This window comes from Mycobacterium sp. Aquia_213, from assembly GCF_026625985.1.
Lineage (GTDB): Bacteria > Actinomycetota > Actinomycetes > Mycobacteriales > Mycobacteriaceae > Mycobacterium.
Genome location: NZ_CP113116.1, coordinates 872,469 through 893,381, shown reverse-complemented (window position 1 = coordinate 893,381; position 20,913 = coordinate 872,469). Strand labels below are relative to the sequence as shown.

At 64.3% G+C, this 20,913-nt stretch carries 24 protein-coding genes; 15 read left to right on the top strand and 9 right to left on the bottom strand.

Translation table 11 applies throughout. The features are described 5' to 3' along the window. Positions 1–66 precede the first annotated feature (66 nt). The 4 genes from LMQ14_RS04380 to LMQ14_RS04365 all read right to left on the bottom strand — a co-directional run bounded on the left by LMQ14_RS04380 (position 67) and on the right by LMQ14_RS04365 (position 3,457). Positions 67–912, bottom strand: a complete 846-nt coding sequence (locus LMQ14_RS04380) for an ABC transporter permease (protein ID WP_267733612.1) — start codon at positions 910–912, stop codon at positions 67–69. A 7-nt stretch (positions 913–919) separates the two neighbouring features. Next, complete coding sequence (locus LMQ14_RS04375) at positions 920–1,738, bottom strand: MlaE family ABC transporter permease (RefSeq protein WP_267733611.1); 819 nt, start codon at positions 1,736–1,738, stop codon at positions 920–922. A gap of 343 nt (positions 1,739–2,081) precedes the next feature. Beyond that, entirely contained in the window at positions 2,082–3,287 is a 1,206-nt protein-coding gene (locus tag LMQ14_RS04370) for a CaiB/BaiF CoA transferase family protein (RefSeq protein WP_267733610.1), read from the bottom strand. Further along, positions 3,284–3,457, bottom strand: coding sequence for a hypothetical protein (locus LMQ14_RS04365; protein ID WP_267735742.1), 174 nt, complete (start codon positions 3,455–3,457; stop codon positions 3,284–3,286). The genes LMQ14_RS04370 and LMQ14_RS04365 overlap by 4 nt, the downstream gene beginning before the upstream one ends. 279 nt (positions 3,458–3,736) lie before the next feature. On the opposite strand from LMQ14_RS04365, the gene LMQ14_RS04360 reads away from it, so the two are divergent. The 6 genes from LMQ14_RS04360 to LMQ14_RS04335 all read left to right on the top strand — a co-directional run bounded on the left by LMQ14_RS04360 (position 3,737) and on the right by LMQ14_RS04335 (position 8,220). Further along, the gene (locus LMQ14_RS04360) at positions 3,737–4,438 is read left to right on the top strand and encodes an SDR family NAD(P)-dependent oxidoreductase (RefSeq protein WP_267733609.1); all 702 of its coding nucleotides are present in this window, start codon (positions 3,737–3,739) and stop codon (positions 4,436–4,438) included. A gap of 61 nt (positions 4,439–4,499) precedes the next feature. Then, positions 4,500–4,700, top strand: a complete 201-nt coding sequence (locus LMQ14_RS04355) for a ferredoxin (RefSeq protein ID WP_267733608.1) — start codon at positions 4,500–4,502, stop codon at positions 4,698–4,700. Positions 4,701–4,714: 14 nt separating this feature from the next. Continuing rightward, entirely contained in the window at positions 4,715–6,079 is a 1,365-nt protein-coding gene (locus tag LMQ14_RS04350) for a cytochrome P450 (protein ID WP_267733607.1), read from the top strand. A gap of 95 nt (positions 6,080–6,174) precedes the next feature. Continuing rightward, positions 6,175–6,618, top strand: coding sequence for a hypothetical protein (locus LMQ14_RS04345; protein WP_267733606.1), 444 nt, complete (start codon positions 6,175–6,177; stop codon positions 6,616–6,618). Positions 6,619–6,673: 55 nt separating this feature from the next. After that, positions 6,674–7,651: a hypothetical protein gene (locus LMQ14_RS04340; protein WP_267733605.1), complete on the top strand. Its 978-nt coding sequence runs from the start codon at positions 6,674–6,676 to the stop codon at positions 7,649–7,651. Next, positions 7,648–8,220, top strand: a complete 573-nt coding sequence (locus LMQ14_RS04335) for a hypothetical protein (protein WP_267733604.1) — start codon at positions 7,648–7,650, stop codon at positions 8,218–8,220. The genes LMQ14_RS04340 and LMQ14_RS04335 overlap by 4 nt, the downstream gene beginning before the upstream one ends. Before the next feature lie 33 nt (positions 8,221–8,253). On the opposite strand, the gene LMQ14_RS04330 is transcribed toward LMQ14_RS04335, so the two are convergent. The 3 genes from LMQ14_RS04330 to LMQ14_RS04320 all read right to left on the bottom strand — a co-directional run bounded on the left by LMQ14_RS04330 (position 8,254) and on the right by LMQ14_RS04320 (position 11,192). Continuing rightward, a complete protein-coding gene (locus LMQ14_RS04330) occupies positions 8,254–9,426 on the bottom strand; it encodes an acyl-CoA dehydrogenase family protein (RefSeq protein WP_267733603.1) in 1,173 nt (390 codons plus the stop codon). Further along, the gene (locus tag LMQ14_RS04325; protein ID WP_267733602.1) at positions 9,410–10,408 is read right to left on the bottom strand and encodes an acyl-CoA dehydrogenase family protein; all 999 of its coding nucleotides are present in this window, start codon (positions 10,406–10,408) and stop codon (positions 9,410–9,412) included. Before LMQ14_RS04325 ends, LMQ14_RS04330 begins: the two co-directional genes overlap by 17 nt. A gap of 115 nt (positions 10,409–10,523) precedes the next feature. Then, complete coding sequence (locus tag LMQ14_RS04320) at positions 10,524–11,192, bottom strand: nitroreductase family protein (RefSeq protein WP_267733601.1); 669 nt, start codon at positions 11,190–11,192, stop codon at positions 10,524–10,526. Between the two features lie 92 nt (positions 11,193–11,284). On the opposite strand from LMQ14_RS04320, the gene LMQ14_RS04315 reads away from it, so the two are divergent. From LMQ14_RS04315 to LMQ14_RS04285, 7 genes are all read left to right on the top strand, one after another. Continuing rightward, complete coding sequence (locus tag LMQ14_RS04315) at positions 11,285–12,709, top strand: aldehyde dehydrogenase family protein (RefSeq protein WP_267733600.1); 1,425 nt, start codon at positions 11,285–11,287, stop codon at positions 12,707–12,709. Between the two features lie 32 nt (positions 12,710–12,741). After that, on the top strand, positions 12,742–13,131 hold the full coding sequence (locus tag LMQ14_RS04310) for a carboxymuconolactone decarboxylase family protein (protein ID WP_267733599.1): 390 nt from the start codon (positions 12,742–12,744) through the stop codon (positions 13,129–13,131). Beyond that, the gene (locus LMQ14_RS04305) at positions 13,128–14,027 is read left to right on the top strand and encodes an NAD(P)-dependent oxidoreductase (RefSeq protein ID WP_267733598.1); all 900 of its coding nucleotides are present in this window, start codon (positions 13,128–13,130) and stop codon (positions 14,025–14,027) included. Before LMQ14_RS04310 ends, LMQ14_RS04305 begins: the two co-directional genes overlap by 4 nt. A gap of 291 nt (positions 14,028–14,318) precedes the next feature. Beyond that, entirely contained in the window at positions 14,319–15,410 is a 1,092-nt protein-coding gene (locus tag LMQ14_RS04300) for an amidohydrolase family protein (protein WP_267733597.1), read from the top strand. 30 nt (positions 15,411–15,440) lie between these two features. Further along, positions 15,441–16,586 carry an amidohydrolase family protein gene (locus LMQ14_RS04295; protein WP_267733596.1) on the top strand — a complete coding sequence of 382 codons (1,146 nt, stop codon included), beginning with the start codon at positions 15,441–15,443 and terminating at the stop codon, positions 16,584–16,586. Between the two features lies 1 nt (position 16,587). After that, positions 16,588–16,986 carry a Rieske (2Fe-2S) protein gene (locus tag LMQ14_RS04290; protein WP_267733595.1) on the top strand — a complete coding sequence of 133 codons (399 nt, stop codon included), beginning with the start codon at positions 16,588–16,590 and terminating at the stop codon, positions 16,984–16,986. 15 nt (positions 16,987–17,001) lie between these two features. Next, positions 17,002–17,868 carry an alpha/beta fold hydrolase gene (locus LMQ14_RS04285; RefSeq protein WP_267733594.1) on the top strand — a complete coding sequence of 289 codons (867 nt, stop codon included), beginning with the start codon at positions 17,002–17,004 and terminating at the stop codon, positions 17,866–17,868. Positions 17,869–17,873: 5 nt separating this feature from the next. Here LMQ14_RS04285 and LMQ14_RS04280 read toward each other — a convergent pair whose 3' ends face one another. Continuing rightward, on the bottom strand, positions 17,874–18,347 hold the full coding sequence (locus LMQ14_RS04280) for a hypothetical protein (RefSeq protein WP_267733593.1): 474 nt from the start codon (positions 18,345–18,347) through the stop codon (positions 17,874–17,876). 36 nt (positions 18,348–18,383) lie between these two features. On the opposite strand from LMQ14_RS04280, the gene LMQ14_RS04275 reads away from it, so the two are divergent. Both LMQ14_RS04275 and LMQ14_RS04270 read left to right on the top strand, forming a co-directional pair. Next, complete coding sequence (locus LMQ14_RS04275; protein ID WP_267733592.1) at positions 18,384–19,688, top strand: NADH-ubiquinone oxidoreductase-F iron-sulfur binding region domain-containing protein; 1,305 nt, start codon at positions 18,384–18,386, stop codon at positions 19,686–19,688. Beyond that, positions 19,685–19,981, top strand: coding sequence for a ferredoxin (locus LMQ14_RS04270; protein WP_267733591.1), 297 nt, complete (start codon positions 19,685–19,687; stop codon positions 19,979–19,981). Before LMQ14_RS04275 ends, LMQ14_RS04270 begins: the two co-directional genes overlap by 4 nt. A gap of 8 nt (positions 19,982–19,989) precedes the next feature. Here the strand turns inward: LMQ14_RS04270 and LMQ14_RS04265 are convergent, their stop codons facing one another. Continuing rightward, positions 19,990–20,862: an alpha/beta fold hydrolase gene (locus LMQ14_RS04265; RefSeq protein ID WP_267733590.1), complete on the bottom strand. Its 873-nt coding sequence runs from the start codon at positions 20,860–20,862 to the stop codon at positions 19,990–19,992. Positions 20,863–20,913: the final 51 nt, after the last annotated feature.

Sequence of the window (20,913 nt, the reverse complement as noted above, 5' to 3'; positions counted from 1 at the left end):
CGCGTCACTGGCGGCCTCAGACCGGTCGATGGGGCCAGGCCCGAATCTGTTTGTCACGTCTACCTCCTATCCGGACAGGTTGAAGTTGCCGTTGGAACCGTAAATAGCCAGCGAGATCAGCAGTGTTACCGACACCACGACGATCAGCGAGGTGCGCACCGCGTTACCGGTCGCGTTGCCGACACCGGCCGGCCCACCCGACGCGAAATAACCGTAGTAAGTGTGGATCAGCAGGATGGTGAGCGCCATCACGATGGCCTGCAGGAACGACCACAACAAGTCGATCGGGTTCAGGAAGGTATTGAAATAGTGCTGGTACAAACCCTGCGACTGTCCGAGCAAGAACGTGGTGGTGAACTGACTGGCCACGAACGACAGGATTACCGCAACGCTGTACAACGGCGTGATGGCCAGCATTCCCGCCAGGATTCTGGTGCTCACTAAATAGGCAACCGGCCGAATGGCCATGGCCTCCAACGCATCGATTTCCTCGTTGATCCGCATGGCACCCAGCTGCGCAGTCACCCCGGCGCCGAAGGTGGCCGCCAAACCGATCCCGGCGACCACCGGTGCCGCGATACGCACATTGATGAATGCGGCCAGAAAGCCGGTGAGCGCCTCGATGCCGATGTTGCCCAGCGAGGTGTAACCCTGAATGGCCAGCGTGCCGCCCGCCGCCAGCGTCAGGAAGCCGACGATCACAACGGTTCCACCGATCATCGCCAAAGTGCCCGCGCCCATGCTGATCTCGGCAATCAGTCGAATGACTTCGCGCCGGTGATGGGTGGCTGCGAACGGCATCCCGGCGAGCGCTCTACCGTAAAACAGGGTGTGATCGCCGATCCGGCCCAACGAGGCAACCGGCTTCTCGAATTGGCGGCTCAATCGCGGATATACAGCCCTTAGCGCCATTGCAGCCCTACTTCACAGTCATCTTGATGCCGATCGCGGTGACGACCACGTTGACGACGAACAGGGACATGAAGGCGTAAACCACGGTTTCGTTCACCGCGTTGCCGACGGCCTTCGCGCCCCCACCGGTGATCGACAGGCCCCGATAGCAGGCGACCAAGCCGGCGATGAGACCGAAAAGGGCCGCTTTGACGCACGAAATGACCACCTCGGGCACGCCGGTGAGCAAGGTGATTCCTGCGGCAAACGCGCCGGGATTCACGTCTTGCACAAACACCGAAAAGACGTAGCCGCCAAGGACGCCGATGATGACGACCAGGCTGTTGAGCAAAAAGGCGACCAACCCAGAAGCCAACATGCGCGGTGTGACCAACCGTTGCACCGGGTTGATGCCCAGCACTTCCATCGCGTCGATTTCTTCGCGAATTGTGCGCGACCCCAGGTCCGCACACATTGCCGTGGCACCCGCGCCCGCCACGATCAAAACCGTTACCAACGGGCCGAGCTGGGTGACCGCACCGAACGCGGCACCCGCACCGGATAGATCCGCCGCGCCCAGTTCGCGCAAGAGGATGTTGAGCGTGAAGCTGACCAGAACGGTAAACGGGATCGCTACCAGCAAGGTGGGAGCCAGCGCCACCCGCGCGACAAACCAGGACTGCTCCAAGAACTCCCGCCACTGGAACGGCCGCACGAACACGAACTTGACCGCGTCGGCCGACATTGCGAACAAGGCTCCGACCGCCTGCATGGGCCCCGAGAAGTCCCATTTCAGTTTCAGCGCAGGCAATCCCGTTGACCAGTGCTCGCCGCCCTTAACCGCCATCGGCCTCAGACCTTCCCGCCGTTACGAGACTGACAGTCTTGTTCTTGCACATCGGCTGCGGTAGATTCGACCCAACGTCGGTGGTGAAATGCTCACCGAGCAGCCACATTCCGGAATCGACCTCCAGCGCAGCGGCGGCGACCATGCTCAACGCCGGTCCTCCGTTCTGATGCGTGAGAAGCGTCGGGTCATTGTGACTCATGCCACGTCCAGGCGGAGCAAAAATCGCGCAACCGTTATCGAACGACTTTTGACCGCCGCCCCCGGATAGGGCGGGCGGGTCTGAACAGACGGGATGTTCGGCTTAGACAATTGAGGGCTGCTCCGCTTCTAGGTGACGGCGTTAAGTGACGGCGCCTGCCGTCTTGAGTTCGATAATGCGGTCCCAGTCGAATCCCAACTCCTGCAGGATCTCGTCGGTTTGTTGCGCAAATCCCGGTGCCGGTCCGGTTTGCGGCGCGGTGACGTCGAACTGAACGGGGTTGGCGACCAGGTCGAGTTCGCCTGCGCGCACAAGATATTCGTTGGCTCTGATCTGTGAATCGTCGGCCGCCTGCAACGTGTCCTGGACCGGCGCCCAGGGGCCGGCCAGCGTGGCAAAGCGGTCGCTCCACTCGGCAAGCGTGCGGGTTGCGATGGCCTTGGTCAAGATCTCCACGGCTTCGGGTGTGTTCTCAGCAATTTTTTCGACAGTCTCAAAACGCGGGTCGTCCGCCAGTTCCGGCATCTCGACGTGCCGGCAAACATCGGCCCAGAACTTCGTCGGCTGCATCATCACGAAGGAGATGTACCGGCCGTCAGATGTCGTATACAGCCCCACCAACGGGTTGTTCGGTGCGCCGTGCACACCCGGCGGCGGTGCCTCCAGCCGCTGGTTCAGGTGCTTGGTCAATGCGACCGTGTGGCCCATCGACCACAGCCCGCTGCCCAGCAAAGACACGTCGACGACGGACGGCTCCCCGGTGCGCTCGCGTTTGAGCAATGCCGCCGCAATGCCTCCCGCCAGGTTGGTCCCGGAGATGGTGTCGCCGTAGGCAGGTCCCGGCGGCGCGATCATTCCGGGCATCCCCATCGGGGTGATGGTGGCGGCTGTACCGGCCCGGCACCAGAAGGCGGTCATGTCGTAGCCGCCCTTGGTCGCCTCTTCACCGCGCGGCCCGAGCGCGCTGCCCCGCGCGTAGATGATCGACGGGTTCACCGCGCGGATGTCGTCGACATCGATGCCGAACTTTTGCCGGGCCCCGGGCAGGAAGCTGGTCAAGAACACGTCGGAGCGGCGGGCCAACTCGTAGAGCACTTCCTTGCCCTCGGGAACCGACATGTCGAGTCCGACGCTGCGCTTGCCGCGGTTGGCGTGCTCGATATTGGGATTCGGATCACCTTCGACGCGCAACATGCCGGTCTGCCGAAGTCCACGCTGGGGGTCGCCTGTCACCGCATGCTCGACTTTGACTACGTCTGCGCCCCATTCGGCCAACACCGCACCCGCTGACGGGACGAACCCGTACATCGCTACTTCCAGAACGCGAATGCCCTCTAATGGCCTCATTTGTTGCCTCCCATCACCGGGACGGCGAAGGTCTTGCGCCCCAAGAACTCTTCGAGCCCGGCAACGCCCATCTCGCGACCGACGCCAGATTGCCGGCCGTCGAGCAGTCTGCGGGACACCCCTGAGCCGCTCGTATGCGCGACTTCCGACAGTGTGACCTGCGCTGACATTTAGCTCCTATTGTGGTGACGGTCACGAAAATTTCATTCTCGTCCCCGGCGAATCTTACATTCGAGTCTCGAGAATTCAAGAAAGTCATAGGAATGGGACAAGGGGGCTGACCAGCGCCCCTATCGGGCAACACGATAGCGTGTGGCTGGCCTCAGCCCAGGCAGCAGGGCGTTTCGCCGCTATGTTGCACGTCACTTCCGCGTGAGAGTAAGGTTCTCATAATTGCGAAGGAGATTCTTTGTGACTGAGACGCCCGCATTTGGCCTAGGGACCTTGGCGTGAAGACCGCAGTGGTCACCGGTGGTGGATCCGGGATCGGTCTGGCGGTCGCCCACAGGCTGCGCGCCGATGGGCTCGATGTCGCGACCATCGATCTGAGGCCGTCGGACGCCGATCTGTCCTTCACCGCCGACGTGACGGATCGGTCCCAGGTGGACGCGGCGGTCTCGGCGATCCGCGCGCAATTGGGCCCGGTGGCAGTACTCGTGAACGCTGCGGGCCTGGATGGGTTCAAGAAGTTCAGCAACCTCTCGTTCGAGGACTGGCAACGCGTGATCGACGTCAACCTCCACGGGGTCTTCCACATGACCCAGGCGGTGCTGCCCGACATGGTCGAGGCAGGGTGGGGACGGATCGTCAACATCTCGTCGTCGAGCACCCACTCCGGCGCTCCCTATATGGCTCACTATGTCGCGGCCAAGTCGGCGGTCAACGGACTCACCAAGTCTTTGGCCCTCGAGTACGGCCCGAGTGGGATCACAGTCAACGCGGTGCCGCCCGGTTTCATCGACACCCCGATGCTGCGCAGCGCCGAACAACGCGGCTACCTCGGCGACATCGACGAGACAATCGCCCGGACCCCGGTGCGCCGAATCGGCAAGCCGGAGGACATCGCGGCCGCATGCGCCTTCCTAATATCCGAGGAAGCCGGCTACATCACCGGTCAGATATTGGGCGTCAACGGCGGCCGAAACACCTGAGCGAGGTCGTCGTCGGGACTACCGTAACTGAGCCACACTGCAGCCCCCAGGAGGAGACATCGTGAAGGTCTGGGTTGATTCAGAACGCTGCCAGGGCCACACCCTGTGCGCGATGATTGCGCCGGATTCATTCGAGCTCAGCGACATTGACGGCAGTTCGTCGGCGGTCAACGAAGAGGTGCCGGCCGACCGGGAAGACCAGGTTCGCGAGGCCGCGCACTCGTGCCCGGAGCAGGCGATCATGATCACGGACGAAACCTAAAGGGAGACAGCACCTTGAGCGTCGACGACGTCGTGAGCGACGACGACCGTAAGAAAAACAAGTATCACTTCGATCGGAATGCCGCGGAGTACCGCTCGCAGTTCAAGCAGATCACCGAGGAGATGCACGCCAAGTGCCCGATGGCGTGGAGCGAAACCTACGACGGACACTGGGTCGCGGCCGGCAGCAACGAAGTCTTCGAGCTCGCACGCTGCCCCGCGGTCTCCAATGACCACGACATCAACAACGAGCGTCGCGGCTACGGAGGCATCTCCATCCCGAAGGCCAGACGCGTCAGTATGGTGCGCGGCGGCATCCTCGAAATGGACGAGCCCGAGCATCGCACCTACCGCAACGTGCTGAACCCCTATCTGTCGCCGGCCGCGGTCAGGCGCTGGGAGCCGTTCATCCATGACGTGACCCGCGCCTGCCTCGACGAGAAGATCGAAAGCGGCAGCATCGACTTCGTCGACGACCTGGCCAACATCGTGCCCGCCGTGCTGACCCTGGCGATGCTGGGCATCCCACTGAAGAAGTGGAACCTATACAGCGAGCCCGTCCACGCCGCCGTCTACACCCCGGAACACTCCCCCGACATCGAGCGCGTCACCGCGATGCACCGCGAGATGGGCCTGGACATGGTCAACAACATGATCGAGATTCGCGAGAATCCGCGGCCCGGCATCGTCAACGGACTCCTGCAGTTGCGGATCGACGGCGAGCCCGCCCCGGACCTCGAAATCCTCGGCAATCTCGGCCTGGTCATCGGCGGCGGCTTCGACACTACGACGGCATTGACCGCCCATTCGCTGGAATGGCTCTCCGAGAACCCCGAGGAGCGCGAGTTGCTCTCCAAGAACCGCGACACCCTCCTCGATCCTGCGACCGAGGAATTCCTGCGCTACTTCACCCCGGCGGCAGGTGATGGCAGGACGTTCTCCGACGATGTCGAGCTCGTCGGCAATCAGTTCAAAGAAGGTGAGCGGCTGTGGATTTCGTGGGCCATGGCAAACCGCGACCCGTCGGTGTTCGCCGACCCGGACAAGGTCCTTCTCGACCGTAAAGGCAACCGGCACTTCAGCTTTGGCATTGGCGTGCACCGCTGCGTCGGATCGAACGTGGCGCGCACGGTGTTCAAGTCCATGCTGACCGCGGTTCTGGACCGGATGCCGGACTACCACTGCGACCCCGAAGGCACTGTGCACTATGAATGCATCGGCGTCATCCAGGGCATGCGCAAGCTGCCCGCCACCTTCACCCCCGGCCCCGCGGTCGGCGCCGGCCTCGACGAAACACTGGACAAGCTGCAACGCATCTGCGACGAGCAGCAGCTCGCTTTGCCGATCACCGAGCGCAAAGAAGTTGCGGTTATCGACTAGCAGGCCTAGACGAACCGGCCGTTGACTGATCCAATCAGTCCGAGTCGGCCTGTTCAGCCCGACCGCGCCTTATATTGAGGCGAGCGTGTGCAGAGATGGGAGACGCTCGGGTGAAGACTTTCGCAGTAAGCCTTGCGCTTGCCACGGCGGCGCTGGCCGTCATGCCGACCGCCCACGCGGACACGCTGTTTGGCAACTACAGAGTGGATACAAACCGGGATACCGGCCACAGTTGGATTTGGTCGCTTAACCCGTGCACTCCTAAAGTGCCCGGCTGCATGAACGTCTACGCGACTCCGCAACCCAACGGGCAAGCAGCCCCATGGAAGGCCGATGCTCACCTGTCGAACGGCCGCTACACCATGGCCGTGGACGATCCCTTCGGTGTGCGCTGCGTGGTCCAGTTCTTTCCCTCGCATGACGTTTATTCGTGGGATGCGGTGACGCTGGCGGGTCAGGTCGACTCGACATTCAACACGGGCTGCGGTGGCGGGCCAGGGGGCACCAACAGTTACCAGTTCTCGCTCGTGCGATGGTAGCCGCGTGAGACGTACGGGAGTCAGTCGCTGGTGAGGGCGACGGGGAGTAAGCACGATGGCTGAGGCGAAGAAGCCGCCGCAAGATCCGGCCAAGTCGAAAGCCGACACTTTGGCATTGATCGCGGAAGCCGAGGCGGAAGCCGCCGAAGCCGAAGCACTGGCGGCCGCGGCGCGTGCCCGCGCCCGTGCCGCCCGACTCCGGCGCGAAGTGCAAGCCCAGGATGAGACAGAGGCTGAGACCGCTGAAACCACCGAAGAAGCCGCGGGTGCCGTTGAGGACGCAACCGACACCGACGAGGCGACAGCCGAAACCGGCGAGGACGAAACCGACGCCGACGCCGGCGAGGACGTAACCGACACCGGCGAGGCGACAGCCGAAACCGGCGAGGACGTAACCGACGCCGACGCCGACGTAACCGGCTCCGAAGAAGCCGAGACTGCAGCAGCAACAGAAGAAGAAGAAGAAGAAGAAGAAGAAGAAGTCTCCGACGAAACGGCCGAAGACGCAGAATCGGAATCCAAGTCGGCCCGCTCTCGGCGGCAGCGGTTGCCGTCGTTGTCCGTGACGTGGAAAGCGGCCGTGATCGTCCTCATCTGCGCATTCGTCGGGGCCAGCGGATACATGGTGTGGCAACGTAATGAAATCACCGAGCGCAACCAGCGCACCGCGAACTTCGTCGCGGGCGCCAGACAAGGTGTCGTCAACATGTTTTCCCTGGACTTCAACAGGAGCAAGGAGGATGTTCAGCGGGTAATCGACAGCTCTACCGGCCAGTTCAAGGACGATCTCCAGCAGCGCGCAAAAGATTTCACGACCGTCGTCGAGCAGTCCAAGGTCGTTACCCAGGGAACTGTGAATGCGGCAGCCGTGCAATCCATCGACGGGAATTCCGCGTTGGTACTCGTCGCCGCGTCATCGCAGATCACCAACGCCGCGGGCGCCAAAGACGAACGGCGCAACTGGCGACTCAAGGTGACCGTCACCGAAGAGGGTGGGCAATACAAGATGTCGAAGCTGGAGTTCGTTCCGTGACCGACGACGACAGCAGCACCGACGCCGTCGACGAATCTTCCGACGAGACGGAAGTCAGTGGACCTAGCGAGCCACCGGCGCGGCGCAGGGTGAAAGTCGTCCCCGTTGTTCTGATTTTGCTCCTGCTCGTATCCGGTGGCGCGGCGGCGTGGCTGTACTTCAAGCAGTACCGGCCCGACAAACAGACCGACGCCAGCGTCGCGAGCGCGGTCGCCAGTGCGGCGTCCGACGGAACGGTCGCGCTGCTGTCCTACTCGCCCGATTCACTCGACAAAGACTTCGCCGCGGCCAAGTCGCACCTCTCTGGCGACTTCCTTTCGTACTACAACCAGTTCACCGAACAGATCGTGGCTCCGGCGGCCAAACAGAAGTCACTGAAAACCAATGCTCGGGTGTTGGGGGCCGCCGTTCAGGAATTGCATCCGGATTCGGCCGTCGTGCTGGTGTTGGTCGACCAGAGCACCACGAGCAAGGACAATCCGGACCCCGCGATGGCTTCCAGCAGCGTGTTGGTGAGTATGGCCAGGGTCAATGGCAACTGGCTGATCACCAAATTCGACCCGGTCTAGCGGGCGCCTCTGCTCGCGAGTGGAGCTAGTCAACTAGCGCGGTAAACCGAGTACACGCTGAGCGATGATGTTGCGCTGAATCTCGGAGGTACCGCCGGCGATGGTGCCGGAAAAGCTTCGCGCATAACGCTCGAACCAGCTGGCGAAGTAGTGGTCGAGGTTCATGTGCGCGTAGGGACCGGTCTGGCCGGGATGGACGAGTCCGTCCGATCCCGCGGCCGTGAACGCGAGGTCCATCCCACGCAACTCGGCCTCGGACCCGAGCAGTTTGAGCACCGAGATAGCGGCCACGTCGTCCTCGCCGCGCGAGGCGCGGGCCAAGGCCGCCGACCCAAGCAAGCGCAGCGCCTGTCGGTCCATGATCGTGGAAGCGTACTGGTCGCGCTCGACCTCGGTGCCGGGGCGGAAGTCGTCGATCATGTTGTCGATTCGATCCGCGAAGCCCAGCCACATCATCGTGCGCTCGTGTCCGAGCGACCCGTTGGCCACCTTCCAACCCTGGTCGACCTCTCCGACCAGGTTCTCCACCGGCACCCGCACGTCGGTGAAGAACACCTCGTTGAAGTCCAGATCGTCGGCCGCGACGATCGACGGGAACGGCCGGCGCACCAGACCCGGCGTGTCGGTTGGGATGATCAGCACGCTGATTCCCTTGTGCTTCGGCACATCTGGATTGGTACGGACGAACGTCAACAAGACGTCGGCATCGTGGGCGCCGGAGGTCCACACCTTCTGTCCGTTGACAACGAAATCATCGCCGTCCAGCACCGCGCGAGTACGCAGCGACGCCAGATCGGAGCCGGCGCTGGGTTCGCTCATGCCGAGCGACGCGGTGATCTCGCCGCGCAGGATCGGCACCGCCCAGCGTCGCTTCTGCTCGTCGCTGCCGAACGACAACAGTGAGGCGCCAACGATATTCACGCCCTGCGGGTTGAAGCTGTGGTAGATCCGGCGGCGGCTGAGTTCCTGCATGTAGACGAACTGTTGAAGGACCGTCGCATTGCGTCCGCCGAATTCCGGCGGTTGGCTGGGCAGCAGCCAGCCGTTGTCGAACAGCAGCCGCTGCCAGTCGCGTGCCCACTGCGGCATGTGCGAGACCGAGCGGGGACGCTCGAGTGTTTCGCTTGCGGGAGGCAGGTTTTCGTCCAGGAACGCCGAGAACTCCGCCCGGAACTCCTCGACGTCGGAATCAAAAGTCAGCTGCACGGTATTCCTCCGCGATGCGTGCGCGGTGCTCGGCAGCACCGCCGAGCATAAGCTCGCCCGCCTTGGCCCGTTTCAGGGCGAACTGCAAGTCGTTCTCCCAGGTGAAGCCCATCGCGCCGTGCAGCTGCAGACCGTGCCGGAAAACCACCGACTGGCACTCCCCCGCCGACGCCTTCGCCATCGCGGCCGCCAGCCGGCGGCGCGGATCGTCGGCGGCGATCGTCAGCGCGGCGAAGTAGGCCAGCGCGCGAGCGCGTTCCACCGCGACGTGCATGTCGGCGGCCTTGTGCTGCACGGCCTGGAAGGAGCCAATCGCCACACCGAACTGTTGGCGGCTTTTGACGTGCTCGAGCACCAGGTCGAGGATGCGCTGGCAGGCGCCGACCATCGTGATGGCCATGCCCGTCAGCGCAAGATGATGAGCGCGTTCCGCGTCGACGGTCAGCCGCTCGCTGTCGGGCACCCGGACCTCGGCGAACGACAGGTCGGCGACGTGCAGCACCGGGTCGAACACCGACGCGCGCCGGGCCGAGACCTGACTGGATGCGACGAGGAACACGCCCGCGTCGGTCACGACCGCCAGCCGGTCCGCGCGGTCACCGTCCAGGACGTGGCGTGCCGTTCCAGCCAGCACCCAGCTCTCGGCGTCACGGTGCGCCGCGACCCCGCTGTACACCGCGGTGCCCGACTGGTGTGGGTCGAATCGGTCCGCGACAAGCGGTGCGAACTGGCTCATCGTCGCCAGGAACGGCGTGGGATCGGTTGCGCGGCCTAGCTCTTCGAGCACGATGGCCAGCTCCACCGCGCTGTCCGATTCGTGCAGCTCGGTCCAGCCCTGGTCGACATACGACTTCCACAGCGGGCTCGGGTCTACGCCATCCTCGGCCACGCTCCGCACCAGCGAGGGCGGGCATTGCTTTGCAAGGGCGTCTCGCACCGTGTCCTGCCACAGTCGCTGATCAGCATCGAACTCCAACAGCATCGAGGCCGCCTCCTGTCGTCACCGCCCTCGCGAGAATACCATTCTCCCTTCCGGAAGTAATAATCTCGAATTCGGCGTATGACGTATCGGCGTGCGTTAACCGAGGCGCGGTGGCTTAGTTTGCCGGTGGGCTCGCAGGAGCTGCAAAAAGGCTGCTGGCGGACTCGTCCCAACGGTCGAGATTGACGAACTCGGCGAGCGGGCGGCGACGAAGTGGGCCGTGCTTGCCCTCGGGCCACCCGACCACGATGTGGCCGGCGACCAACCAGCCGTCGGGTACCCCGACGGCTTCCCGCAGCAGCTGCTCGCCGCCATAGGAGGCCCAGCTGGTCATGCAGGCCCCAAGGCCCTGGGCGCGCGCGGCCAGTAGGAAGTTCTGCATGGCGGGAAAGATCGATCCGCCCAGCAGCAGCTCGGATGCCGTCGGGAAGTGCTGCTGCGCGAACAAGACCGACGTGAATTCGCCCGCCCGGTCATGCAATTCGTAGGTCGCACGGTAGGTACGAGCGCGCCGGCTGTTGTCGTCGTCGGCGGGCCGGCTCATTCCGTAGACCGGCTCGATCACTTCCAGGGCGTGGGCAGCAGCCTTGGCCACGACGGCCCGCTGCTCGGGTGAGCGCAGCACGACGAAACGCCAGCCTTGCGCGTTGGCGCCCGACGGGGCCCACCTCGCCGCTTCCAGGCACTGCGCGAGTGTGAAGTCGTCGACCGGCTCGTCGGTGAAGCGCCGGATCGTCCGGGCCGTCGACATCACTTCCCAGACGTCGCTGCTGGCTCCCGCCATGGTCACTCCCTTTCGGCCCGGGCCTTCTGATGCAACTATTCACTAGCGTCTAGCTAACCGTCGGCACGCCGAACGAAGTCAAGGGATCAACCGTGACCATCACTGAGTCATTCATCGACGGCGAATCAGTGCCCTCGAAGGACTGCTACGACAACATCGACCCGGCCACCGGACGCTCCCTCGGATCGGTTGCGCGCGGCGGCGCCGACGAGGTCGATCGCGCCGTCGGGGCCGCCGCGGCGGCATCGAAAAGCTGGCGGGACACCGCGCCGGAGGCGCGGGCGACGCTCTTGACGCGGATCGCCGATCTGATCGGTGACAACCAAGAGCGGTTGGCCCGGATCGAAAGCGAGGACACCGGAAAGCCCCTGACCCAGGCGCGTGCCGATGCCGCCGTCGCCGCGCGTTACTTCCGCTTCTACGGCCACGCCATCGACTCGTACTACGGCCAAACCATCCCACTGTCAACGGATCTGCACGTCTACACGCGGCGGGAGCCGTTCGGCGTCACCGGGCACATCGTCGCCTGGAACTACCCGATGCAGTTGCTGGCCCGCGCCGTGGCCCCCGCGATCGCCGTGGGCAATTGCTCCATCGCCAAGCCCGCCGATGAAACACCGCGCACCGCAGTCGAATTAGCGCGACTGGCAATTGAAGCCGGCTTGCCGTCCGGGGTGTTCAACGTGGTGACCGGGATCGGCGCCGAAGCCGGGGCCGCTCTGGCGGCACACGCGGGCGTCGACCACGTGGGTTTTGTCGGATCCACCCAGATCGGTTCGTCGATCGCCCACGCCGCGGCCGACCGAGTCGTACCCACGATTTTGGAGTTGGGTGGAAAGTCCCCGCAGATCGTTTTCCCCGACGCACATTTGGAACGCGCGGCGGAATCGATCGCGAAGGCGATACTGCAGAACGCCGGTCAAACATGCTCGGCCGGATCGCGTCTGCTGGTACACGAGTCCATTCACGACGCGTTGCTCGAAATGGTTTGCCGGCGGCTGCAGTTGGCGACGATCGGGCCGGGACTCGAGGACCCCGATCTCGGGCCGCTGGTCTCCCGCAAACAACAACAACGGGTGGAAACGATGGTTGCCGGCAACGTCAAGGGCGAAATCCTTTGTGGCGGTGAGCCACCGCAGGATCCTAAGTTGACGGACGGGGCATACTTTGCCCCCACGGTGATCACCGATGTCGATCCCGCCGAGACCATCGCCCAAGAGGAGATCTTCGGCCCGGTGCTCACCGTGAACAGGTTCGTCAGCGAGGAGGAGGCTATCGGCTTGGCCAACGGGACCGATTATGGGTTGCTGGGCGCGGTGTGGACCAACGACCTATCCCGCGCGCACCGGCTCGCCGCCGACATCCGGGCGGGCCAGGTCTACATCAATACCTACGGCGCCGGCGGCGGGGTCGAATTGCCGTTCGGGGGTTTCAAGAAATCCGGATACGGCCGCGAGAAGGGCTATGAAGCCCTCGACATGTTCACCGCAACCAAGACCGTCGTCGTCCGTTTGTGATGCGCAGGGCCCGGACATAAAGGAGAAGACCATTGGATCGCGAAACATACCAGCGCGGGCTTGAAATCCGCTCCGCGGTACTTGGCGAGGAGTACGTCAACCGGGCGCTGGCCGACGCCGACGAATTCACCAAGCCCCTGCAAGATCTCGTCACCGAATACTGCTGGGGCGGGGTATGGGGCCGCGACGGGCTGCCCCTCAAGACGCGCAGCATGCTCAACCTGGCGATGATCCCAATCCTCAATCGGCCGAATGAATTACGGACACATATCAAGGGCGCGCTGACCAACGGCGTTACCCGCGAAGAGATTTGCGAGGTCTTCTTGCAAGTGGCCATTTACGCGGGCGTTCCGGCCGCGGTCGACAGCTTCCGCATCGCCCGCGAGGTGTTCGCCGAACTGGACCAGAGCCCGCAGTCGTGACCGATATCGGCTTTATCGGGTTGGGAAACATGGGTTTTCCGATGGCGCGTCGCCTGATCGGCGACGGTCACGACGTCGTCGCCTTCGACACCAGCAGCACCAGCCTCGAACGCATCGTCTCGCTCGGGGGCCGCGCCGCGTCAGCGGCGAAAGACGTCGCCGACCGCGCGGAAACGGTGCTGGCCAGCCTCCCGACACCGGCGGTGTCGCTCGAGGTCGCCACCGGGGCCACGGGTGTGATCGAGGGCTCGCGGGTCAAGCGCTACGTCGACCTGTCGACCGTGGGCAGCCGGACCGCCGTGCAGATCCATGACCTGCTGGCTCAACGAGGCATCGCCGCTCTCGACAGCCCGGTCAGTGGCGGAGTGGGTGGCGCGGAGAAAGGGGCGCTCACCATCATGGTCTCGGGTCCGCGCCGCGAATTCGAGGTCATACAGCCCGTACTCGAGGCGATCGGTCGCCCGTACTACATCGGAGAGAAGGCCGGGTCGGCGCAAACGATGAAGCTCGCCAACAACATCCTGGCGGCCAACGTGTTGGTCGCGACATCAGAGGTCGTCGTGATGGGCGTCAAGGCCGGTCTCGACCCGGCCGTGATGGTCGAAGTTCTCAACGCGGGCTCGGGTGCAACGAGCGCGAGTCGGGACAAGTTTCCGCGTGCGGTGTTGCCCCGCACCTTCGACTACGGCTTTGCCACCGGTCTGATGCTCAAAGATGTGCGGCTCTATCTTGACGAAGCCGAGGCCCTGGGCGTGCCGGTCGACGTCGCCGAGACCATCGGCCGGCTCTGGGAGGCGGCCGCGCTCGACCAAGGCGCCGACTCGGATTTCACGGCGGTCATCAAGCCGTTCGAGAAGGCGGCCGGCGTCGTCGTCGGTGGCGTCGACGCCAGCTAGACGGCGTGACACTGTTCGGCGACTCTGTAACGCCCGGGTAGCGGGCCCGGCCGCGGCGAGGCAATCGCGCCGGCGCGGCAGCCACCTTCCCACGAGTGCCGAGAATGGTATTATCCGGATTGAAGAACGACGATTGCTCTGATGGTGGCAATACCAGCGGCTACCAGCGCATATCGTTAAACGAGACGCTTACCGGAAATTCATTGATCGACAGCCTATGAGAATGTTAGATTATCTATCTTATGACCAGGTTTGGCTCACTTTGGCTACCGGAACCGAAGGGTGGCTGTCGTGATCGAACACGCTGACGGGACGAGCACGCCGCTGATCGACGCGAGCGTGCACATTTTCTTCCCGTCCAACAAAGCGCTGCGGAAGACCCTGCGTGAGCCGTTCAAGAGTCGCGGGTTCCCCGACTACGAGATGGACTGGTACGGCGCCCCGGGTGGTGAGTACGCGCCCAACACCGAGGGCCCGGATGGCCAGTACCCCGGCTCGGATCCCGAATTCGTTGGCCATGAGCTCTTTTCGAAGCGCGGCGTCGACATCGCGGTCCTGCATCCGGCGGCCCGCGGCATCATGCCGGACCGGCATCTGGGCAGCGCGCTGCACGCCGCGCACAACGAGATGATGGTGTCCAACTGGCTGGAGTCCAGCCAGTACGGCGAGCGGTTCCGCGGCACCATCCGGGTGAACCCCGACGACATCTCCGGTGCGTTGCGCGAGATCGAGAAATGGCGCGGTCATCCACGGGTGGTTCAGATCGGCGTTCCGCTGCAATCCCGCGAGGTCTACGGAAAACCACAGTTCTGGCCGCTGTGGGAAGCCGCGGTCGACGCCGGCCTGCCTGTTGCCGCACACATCGAAGTCGGCTCGGGCATCGCCTTCCCGCCGACGCCGAACGGGAACACCCGCACCTACGAGCAATACGTCAGCTTCATGGCGCTGAACTACCTGTATCACCTGATGAACATGATCGCCGAGGGAGTGTTCGAGCGCTTCGACGGTCTCAAGTTCGTCTGGGGCGACGGCGCCGCGGACTTCATCACACCGTTTATCTGGCGGATGGACACGTTCGGCCGCCCGCACCTCGAGCAGACGCCCTGGGCGCCGCGGATCCCCAGCGACTACCTGCCCGGCCACGTCTATTTCGTGCAGGGCAGCCTCGACGGGCCCGGTGACACCGAATTCGCCGGCGAGTGGTTCGGCTTCACCGGCAAGGACGACATGGTGATGTTCGGCTCGAGTTACCCACACTGGCAATGCGGGGATATCAACAAGCTGCCCGGCGCGCTGTCCGCCGAACAACGCGAAAAGTTGTGCTGGCGTAATGCGGCGCAGCTCTACGGCATAGACATCCCCGCCGGGGTGGGCGCACAGTAGAAGTAACACGGCAGACTGAGGAGACCCCAGATGACGTTGACCCATTCGCAGGAGCGGGTTCCCGCTACCGAGCGCATAGCCGTCCGATGCGTAGATTCGGATGTCCACCCGGCGCCCAAGCGCGGCGAGCTGGTCCCGTATATCCCGGAGCCCTGGCGCAGCAAGTATTTCCTCACCCGCACCATCGGCGAGCAGATCTACTACGACGCGCCCGACTACGCGCACTCCTACGCGATGCGGGTGGACGCGTTTCCCGCCAACGGCGAATTCCCGTGCAGCGACCCGGACATGGCGTTTCGCCAGCTGATCATGGAGGCGGGCTCCGACATCGCGATCCTGGAACCCGCCGCCTATCCTGCTCGCATTCCCGAAGCGCAGCACGCGATGTCGGCCGCATTGAACGACTGGCAGGCCAATCACTGGCTGGACAGCCACAACAACTGGCACGAGCGCTGGCGCGGTTCGATTTGCGCCGCCATCGAGGAGCCGGAAGAGTCCGCGCGGGAGATCGAAAAATGGGCCGGGCACCCCTACATGGCGCAGATTTTGATCAAGGCCGAGCCGCGCCCGCCCTGGGGCAACCCGAAATACGACCCGATCTGGGCGGCCGCCACCAAGCACGACATCACCGTGAGCTGCCACCTGTCGCGCAGCCAGTTCGACGAGCTACCGATCCCGCCGGTCGGATTCCCCAGCTACAACCACGACTTCATGGTGACCTACTCGCTGCTGGCCGCGAACCAGGTGATGAGCCTGATCTTCGACGGCGTCTTCGACCGGTTCCCGACGCTGCGGATCGTCTTCGTCGAGCACGCATTCAGCTGGATCCTGCCGCTGATGTGGCGGATGGACGCGATCTACGAAGCACGCAAGTCGTGGGTGGACATCAAGCGCAAGCCCTCGGAGTACGTCAAGGACCACATCAAGTTCACCACCCAGCCGCTGGACTACCCGGAAGACAAGACCGAGCTGACCCGCGCGCTGGAATGGATGGAGTGCGAGAAGATCCTGCTCTTCTCCTCGGACTACCCGCACTGGACGTTCGACGACCCGCGCTGGTTGGTCAAGCACCTGCCCAAGCACGCCCGGGATGCGGTCATGTACAAGAACGGCATCGCGACCTATCACCTGCCCGAGACCGTCCCGGTCCTCGAGGGTCAGACTCGGGTGCTCTGAGTTGACGGAGGAAACCAAACGGCCCGAGCCACGTCTCGCCCAGGGCCGCGAGCACGTTGTCGCCACCGTAGACGAGATTCCGCCGGGCAAGCACAAGCTGGTACCGATCGGACGTCACGGCGTCGGTGTCTACAACGTCAACGGCACCTTCTACGCCATCGCGAATTACTGCCCACACGAGGGCGGTCCGCTGTGCTCGGGGCGCCCGCGCGGACGGACGATCGTCGACGAGACCGTGCCCGGCGACGCGGTGATGGTGCGAGACCTCGAGTTCATCTACTGCCCTTGGCACCAATGGGGTTTCGAGCTGGCGACCGGCACCACCGCGGTCAAGCCGGAGTGGAGTATCCGCACCTATCCGGTGCGTGTCGTCGGCAACGACGTTCTGGTCCAGGCCTAACTACAGGAGAAACGCGTGCCTTCAATCGAGATCAACGGGGGAAATGTCGTCTACGAAATCCTCGGTGACTCAGGTGATCTCATCGCCCTGACGCCCGGCGGGCGGTTCAGCAAGGAAATCGAAGGCTTGCGTCCGCTCGCGGAAGCATTGGCCGCGGGTGGCTACCGGGTGCTGCTGTGGGACCGGCCCAACTGCGGGGCCTCCGATGTCCAGTTCTACGGGCAAAGCGAGTCGCACATGCGCGCCGAGACACTGCACAAGCTGGTCACCGGGCTGGGCTTCGAGCGCTGCATTCTCGCCGGAGGATCCGGCGGCGCAAGGGATTCCATGCTGACGACGATGCTCTACCCCGAGATGGTCACCAAGCTCGTTGTGTGGAACATCGTCGGCGGCATCTACGGCAGTTTCGTGCTCGGCTCCTTCTACATCATCCCGAGCATTCTCGCGGTGCGCGGCACCGGGATGGACGGCGTGGTGCAGGTGACCGAATGGCGCGACCGGATCGCGGAGAACCCCGCCAACAAGCAACGGTTCCTCGACTTCGAATCCGCCGACTTCCTCAAGATCATGCTGCGCTGGCTCAACGCATTCGTTTCCAAGCCGGGGCAGACGATTCCCGGTGTCGAGGACGAAATGTTCGACCGGATAAAGGTTCCCACGTTGATCATTCGTGGCGGCGAGAACGACATGGATCACCCCAAGCGGACGTCGCTGGAAGTCAGCTGCCTGATCAAGGGATCGAAGCTGATCGACCCGCCGTGGCCCGAGGACGCCTGGGAGCGTGCGTCCGAGGACCGCGCGGCGGGCCGGGTCAAGCACTTCAACATGTTCGACACTTGGGTGCAGGCGGCACCCGCGATTCTCGAGTTCCTGGGCTCGTAATGGCGCTACACGACGCGAATGTGGACTTCGCAATTGAGCGACGCTTCCAGCGCCGTGTGGACTCGGCTTTCCGGAATGCGTTCGAGGTCCGCCTCCCGCAGCGTCACGTAGACGACGTCGAATCCTTCGTCGCCGGGGGTGCGCACGATGTCACCGGTGAGGCCGAACGCGGAGAGCACGCCGTGGGCGTCGTCATCGGTTCCGCGGCTGACAAACGTGATCACGCCCGGGACCGGGGTGACGCTGAATACCTTGGCGCACCAACCTATCGCAGTTTCTTTGGCCGTGTCGCCGTCTTCGGCCGCGACGAGCACTTCGACTTCACGGCGGCTTTTGGGCATGGACCCCAGGTCGTTCTCGACCACGCCCGCGCCGGCCTGCGCCGCGAGTTCGAGGAGCGCTGCCATGCCCTCACCTAGTTGTGCGGGCGTGAGCACGCTTTCCGGGTCGACGTTGACACGCACCACGGCAGTTCGCATGGGCGCAAGCCTAACTAAGACGATGGCAGGCCAGCTTTGAACACCACCCAGTCCACGACCATCACCACCGCCACCCTTCCCGGGTGCACACCGCGGCTGCTCATTGAACAAGGCCGCGAGGACCTCGTGGCCTATCGACGGCTCGGCGGCTACCGCCCGCTCGCCGACGCCGAGGCATTGCTGAGCGAAGTCGAATCCAGCGGACTCGTCGGCCGCGGCGGCGCCGCCTTTCCCCTCGTGGTGAAGCTGCGGACAGTGCGCGACAACGGGCGTCTGATCGCGGACACCGCTGGCCCCGTCGTCGTCGCGAATGGCGAAGAGGGAGAACCGGCTTCGGTCAAGGACCGCTGGCTGCTGCGCAATCGCCCACACCTGGTCTTGGATGGGCTTCGACTGGCCGCCGCGATCGTGGCCGCGGACCGCGCCTACGTGTATGTGTCCGACCCGGAGTCGGCGCACAGCGTCGAAACCGCGCTCGGCGAGCTCGATTCCGACACGCTAGGCGTCACGGTCCACGTACTGACGGTGGCGCCCGGGTATGTGGCCGGTGAGGAGACCGCCGCGGTTCGGGCGATCAACGGCGGCCCGGCCAAGCCGACCGATAAGCCGCCGCGCCCCTTCGAGGCCGGTGTCGATGATCGGCCCACGTTGGTCAGCAATGTCGAGACGCTGGCCAATCTGCCCTACCTACAGGGTCACGGCTCGTCGGAGTTCCGGTCGCAGGGCACGTCGCTGTCGCCGGGCACGTTTTTGGCCACCATCACCGGTGGCGGCAAACCGCCGGTCCTTTACGAGCTACCCCACGGTTTGGCTTTCACTGAATTGCTTGCCCTGCACGGTATTTCCCCAGAGCAGGTACGTGGAGCGCTGATGGGTGGGTATTTCGCCGGCCTGCTCAACCGCACCGTGCTGCAGACCTCGCTCGACCACGAAACGATGCGGCGCCTCGGCAGCGGTCTGGGCTGTGGTGCAGTCTCGGTGATCACCGACGATTGCCCCGTCGCGGTCGCGGCGGCGGTGCTGGCCTACTTCGATCGCGAAAATGCCGGGCAGTGCGGGTCGTGCTTCAACGGGACGGCGGCGATGGCTGCCGCCGCCGGGGCCCTGCGCGACGGCGCCGCGACGAAAGAAGACGTCGACCGGTTGCGCCGCTGGTCGGTGCTGCTGCGCGGACGCGGGGCCTGCGCGACGCTGGATGCCGCCACCAATATCGCCGCCAGCCTGCTCGACCAATTCCCGGCCGAAGTCACCGCGCATCTCGACGGCACCTGCCCGGATTGCGCCGGGGGCGCATTCCGCGCCGACCGACCGTATGAGGCGGAAGTTGTGAGGCACGCATGAAAATCCGCCTGGACCGCACCATTTGCGACGGCTTCGGCGTCTGCGCCAAGCACGCGCCCGGATACTTCTCGCTGGACGACTGGGGATATGCGGCCCTGATCGGGGATGGCACCGTCGCCGAAGCGGATCGTGACGCGGTCATGCGGGCGCTGCTGGACTGCCCGGTGCACGCGATCACCGAGCTCGGCGAGCGCAGATTCCGCGCCCCTGAGCCGCCGCTCACCGACGCAGACGATCCGGCCGAGCATCTCAAAACCGAAGAGAATGAAGCCGAATGGGGCTTCACGCGCTGAACGTCTCATCACCCGCGTAGCGACGTGAAGATGTCCCGGTAGTACAGGTGGGCGAGGAAGTGTCCGCCGGGTCGCTGATACAACGTTGCGTCCGGTATGCGACGGGCGAGTTCGCCGGGCCACGACGGGTCCAGCAGTTTGTCGTCCGTCCCGGCCCAGATGTCCACTGGGACGTGGATGTCCTCGGGCGCAAAGCCCCACGGGCGCACCATGGTTCGGTACTCCTCGACGACGCCTTGCGGTTGTCTCAGCGCCTCTCGCGACATGTGTGCGAAGGTCGGGTAACCGTCTGCCCTCAACACCGCCGCGTCGGCCTGTCCGAGTTCGCGTGCGGCAACCCGGCCATAGAGTCGCGGGGCGCATACGGCGGCTAGACCCATCGCACGAAAGACCAGCCGCGCCGCCCACGGCGCACGACAAGACATGCGGATGTAGGTGTGATCGATGCTCGGCAGACCATCGATCACCCCGGGTTCGGTCAACGGCACAGCCCCGGCGATGATTGCACCGCGCGTAACCCGCTGCGGCAGAGCATAACTCACTGCCGCGGCGTACTGTCCACCCAGAGACCAGCCCATCACGGCGAATCGGGCGATATCGAGCCCGTCGAGTAATTCGGTGATGTCGCGCGCCCAATCCAGGATGGTTCGGCCCGGTTGCGGGTCCGACCGCCCGACGCCCGGTCGATCGGGGGAAATGAGACGAATCCCGCACAAGTTCGCGACTGGCGCCGCGGCTGCGACGTCGAGACGGCAGGCCAGCCCGCCGTGCGCGTTGAGTACCGGAAAACCGCTCGGATCGCCGTATTCGGCGTAACTCAGTCGCCGACCGTCCCGCAACCGGACCACCTGGAACTGCTCATCGGCGACGTATTCGGACAATGATCCACCTTCGCGGTTGATGACCTTGGCTTCGACGGCTCGGTCTAGATC

Bases quoted from the DNA above. Each gene is read 5' to 3' on its own strand.
- LMQ14_RS04380 (WP_267733612.1), bottom strand. From the start codon at position 912: ATGGCGCTAAGGGCTGTATATCCGCGATTGAGCCGCCAATTCGAGAAG.
- LMQ14_RS04375 (WP_267733611.1), bottom strand. From the start codon at position 1,738: ATGGCGGTTAAGGGCGGCGAGCACTGGTCAACGGGATTGCCTGCGCTG.
- LMQ14_RS04370 (WP_267733610.1), bottom strand. From the start codon at position 3,287: ATGAGGCCATTAGAGGGCATTCGCGTTCTGGAAGTAGCGATGTACGGG.
- LMQ14_RS04365 (WP_267735742.1), bottom strand. From the start codon at position 3,457: ATGTCAGCGCAGGTCACACTGTCGGAAGTCGCGCATACGAGCGGCTCA.
- LMQ14_RS04345 (WP_267733606.1), top strand. From the start codon at position 6,175: ATGGGAGACGCTCGGGTGAAGACTTTCGCAGTAAGCCTTGCGCTTGCC.
- LMQ14_RS04340 (WP_267733605.1), top strand. From the start codon at position 6,674: ATGGCTGAGGCGAAGAAGCCGCCGCAAGATCCGGCCAAGTCGAAAGCC.
- LMQ14_RS04325 (WP_267733602.1), bottom strand. From the start codon at position 10,408: ATGCTGTTGGAGTTCGATGCTGATCAGCGACTGTGGCAGGACACGGTG.
- LMQ14_RS04320 (WP_267733601.1), bottom strand. From the start codon at position 11,192: ATGGCGGGAGCCAGCAGCGACGTCTGGGAAGTGATGTCGACGGCCCGG.
- LMQ14_RS04295 (WP_267733596.1), top strand. From the start codon at position 15,441: ATGACGTTGACCCATTCGCAGGAGCGGGTTCCCGCTACCGAGCGCATA.
- LMQ14_RS04280 (WP_267733593.1), bottom strand. From the start codon at position 18,347: ATGCGAACTGCCGTGGTGCGTGTCAACGTCGACCCGGAAAGCGTGCTC.
- LMQ14_RS04270 (WP_267733591.1), top strand. From the start codon at position 19,685: ATGAAAATCCGCCTGGACCGCACCATTTGCGACGGCTTCGGCGTCTGC.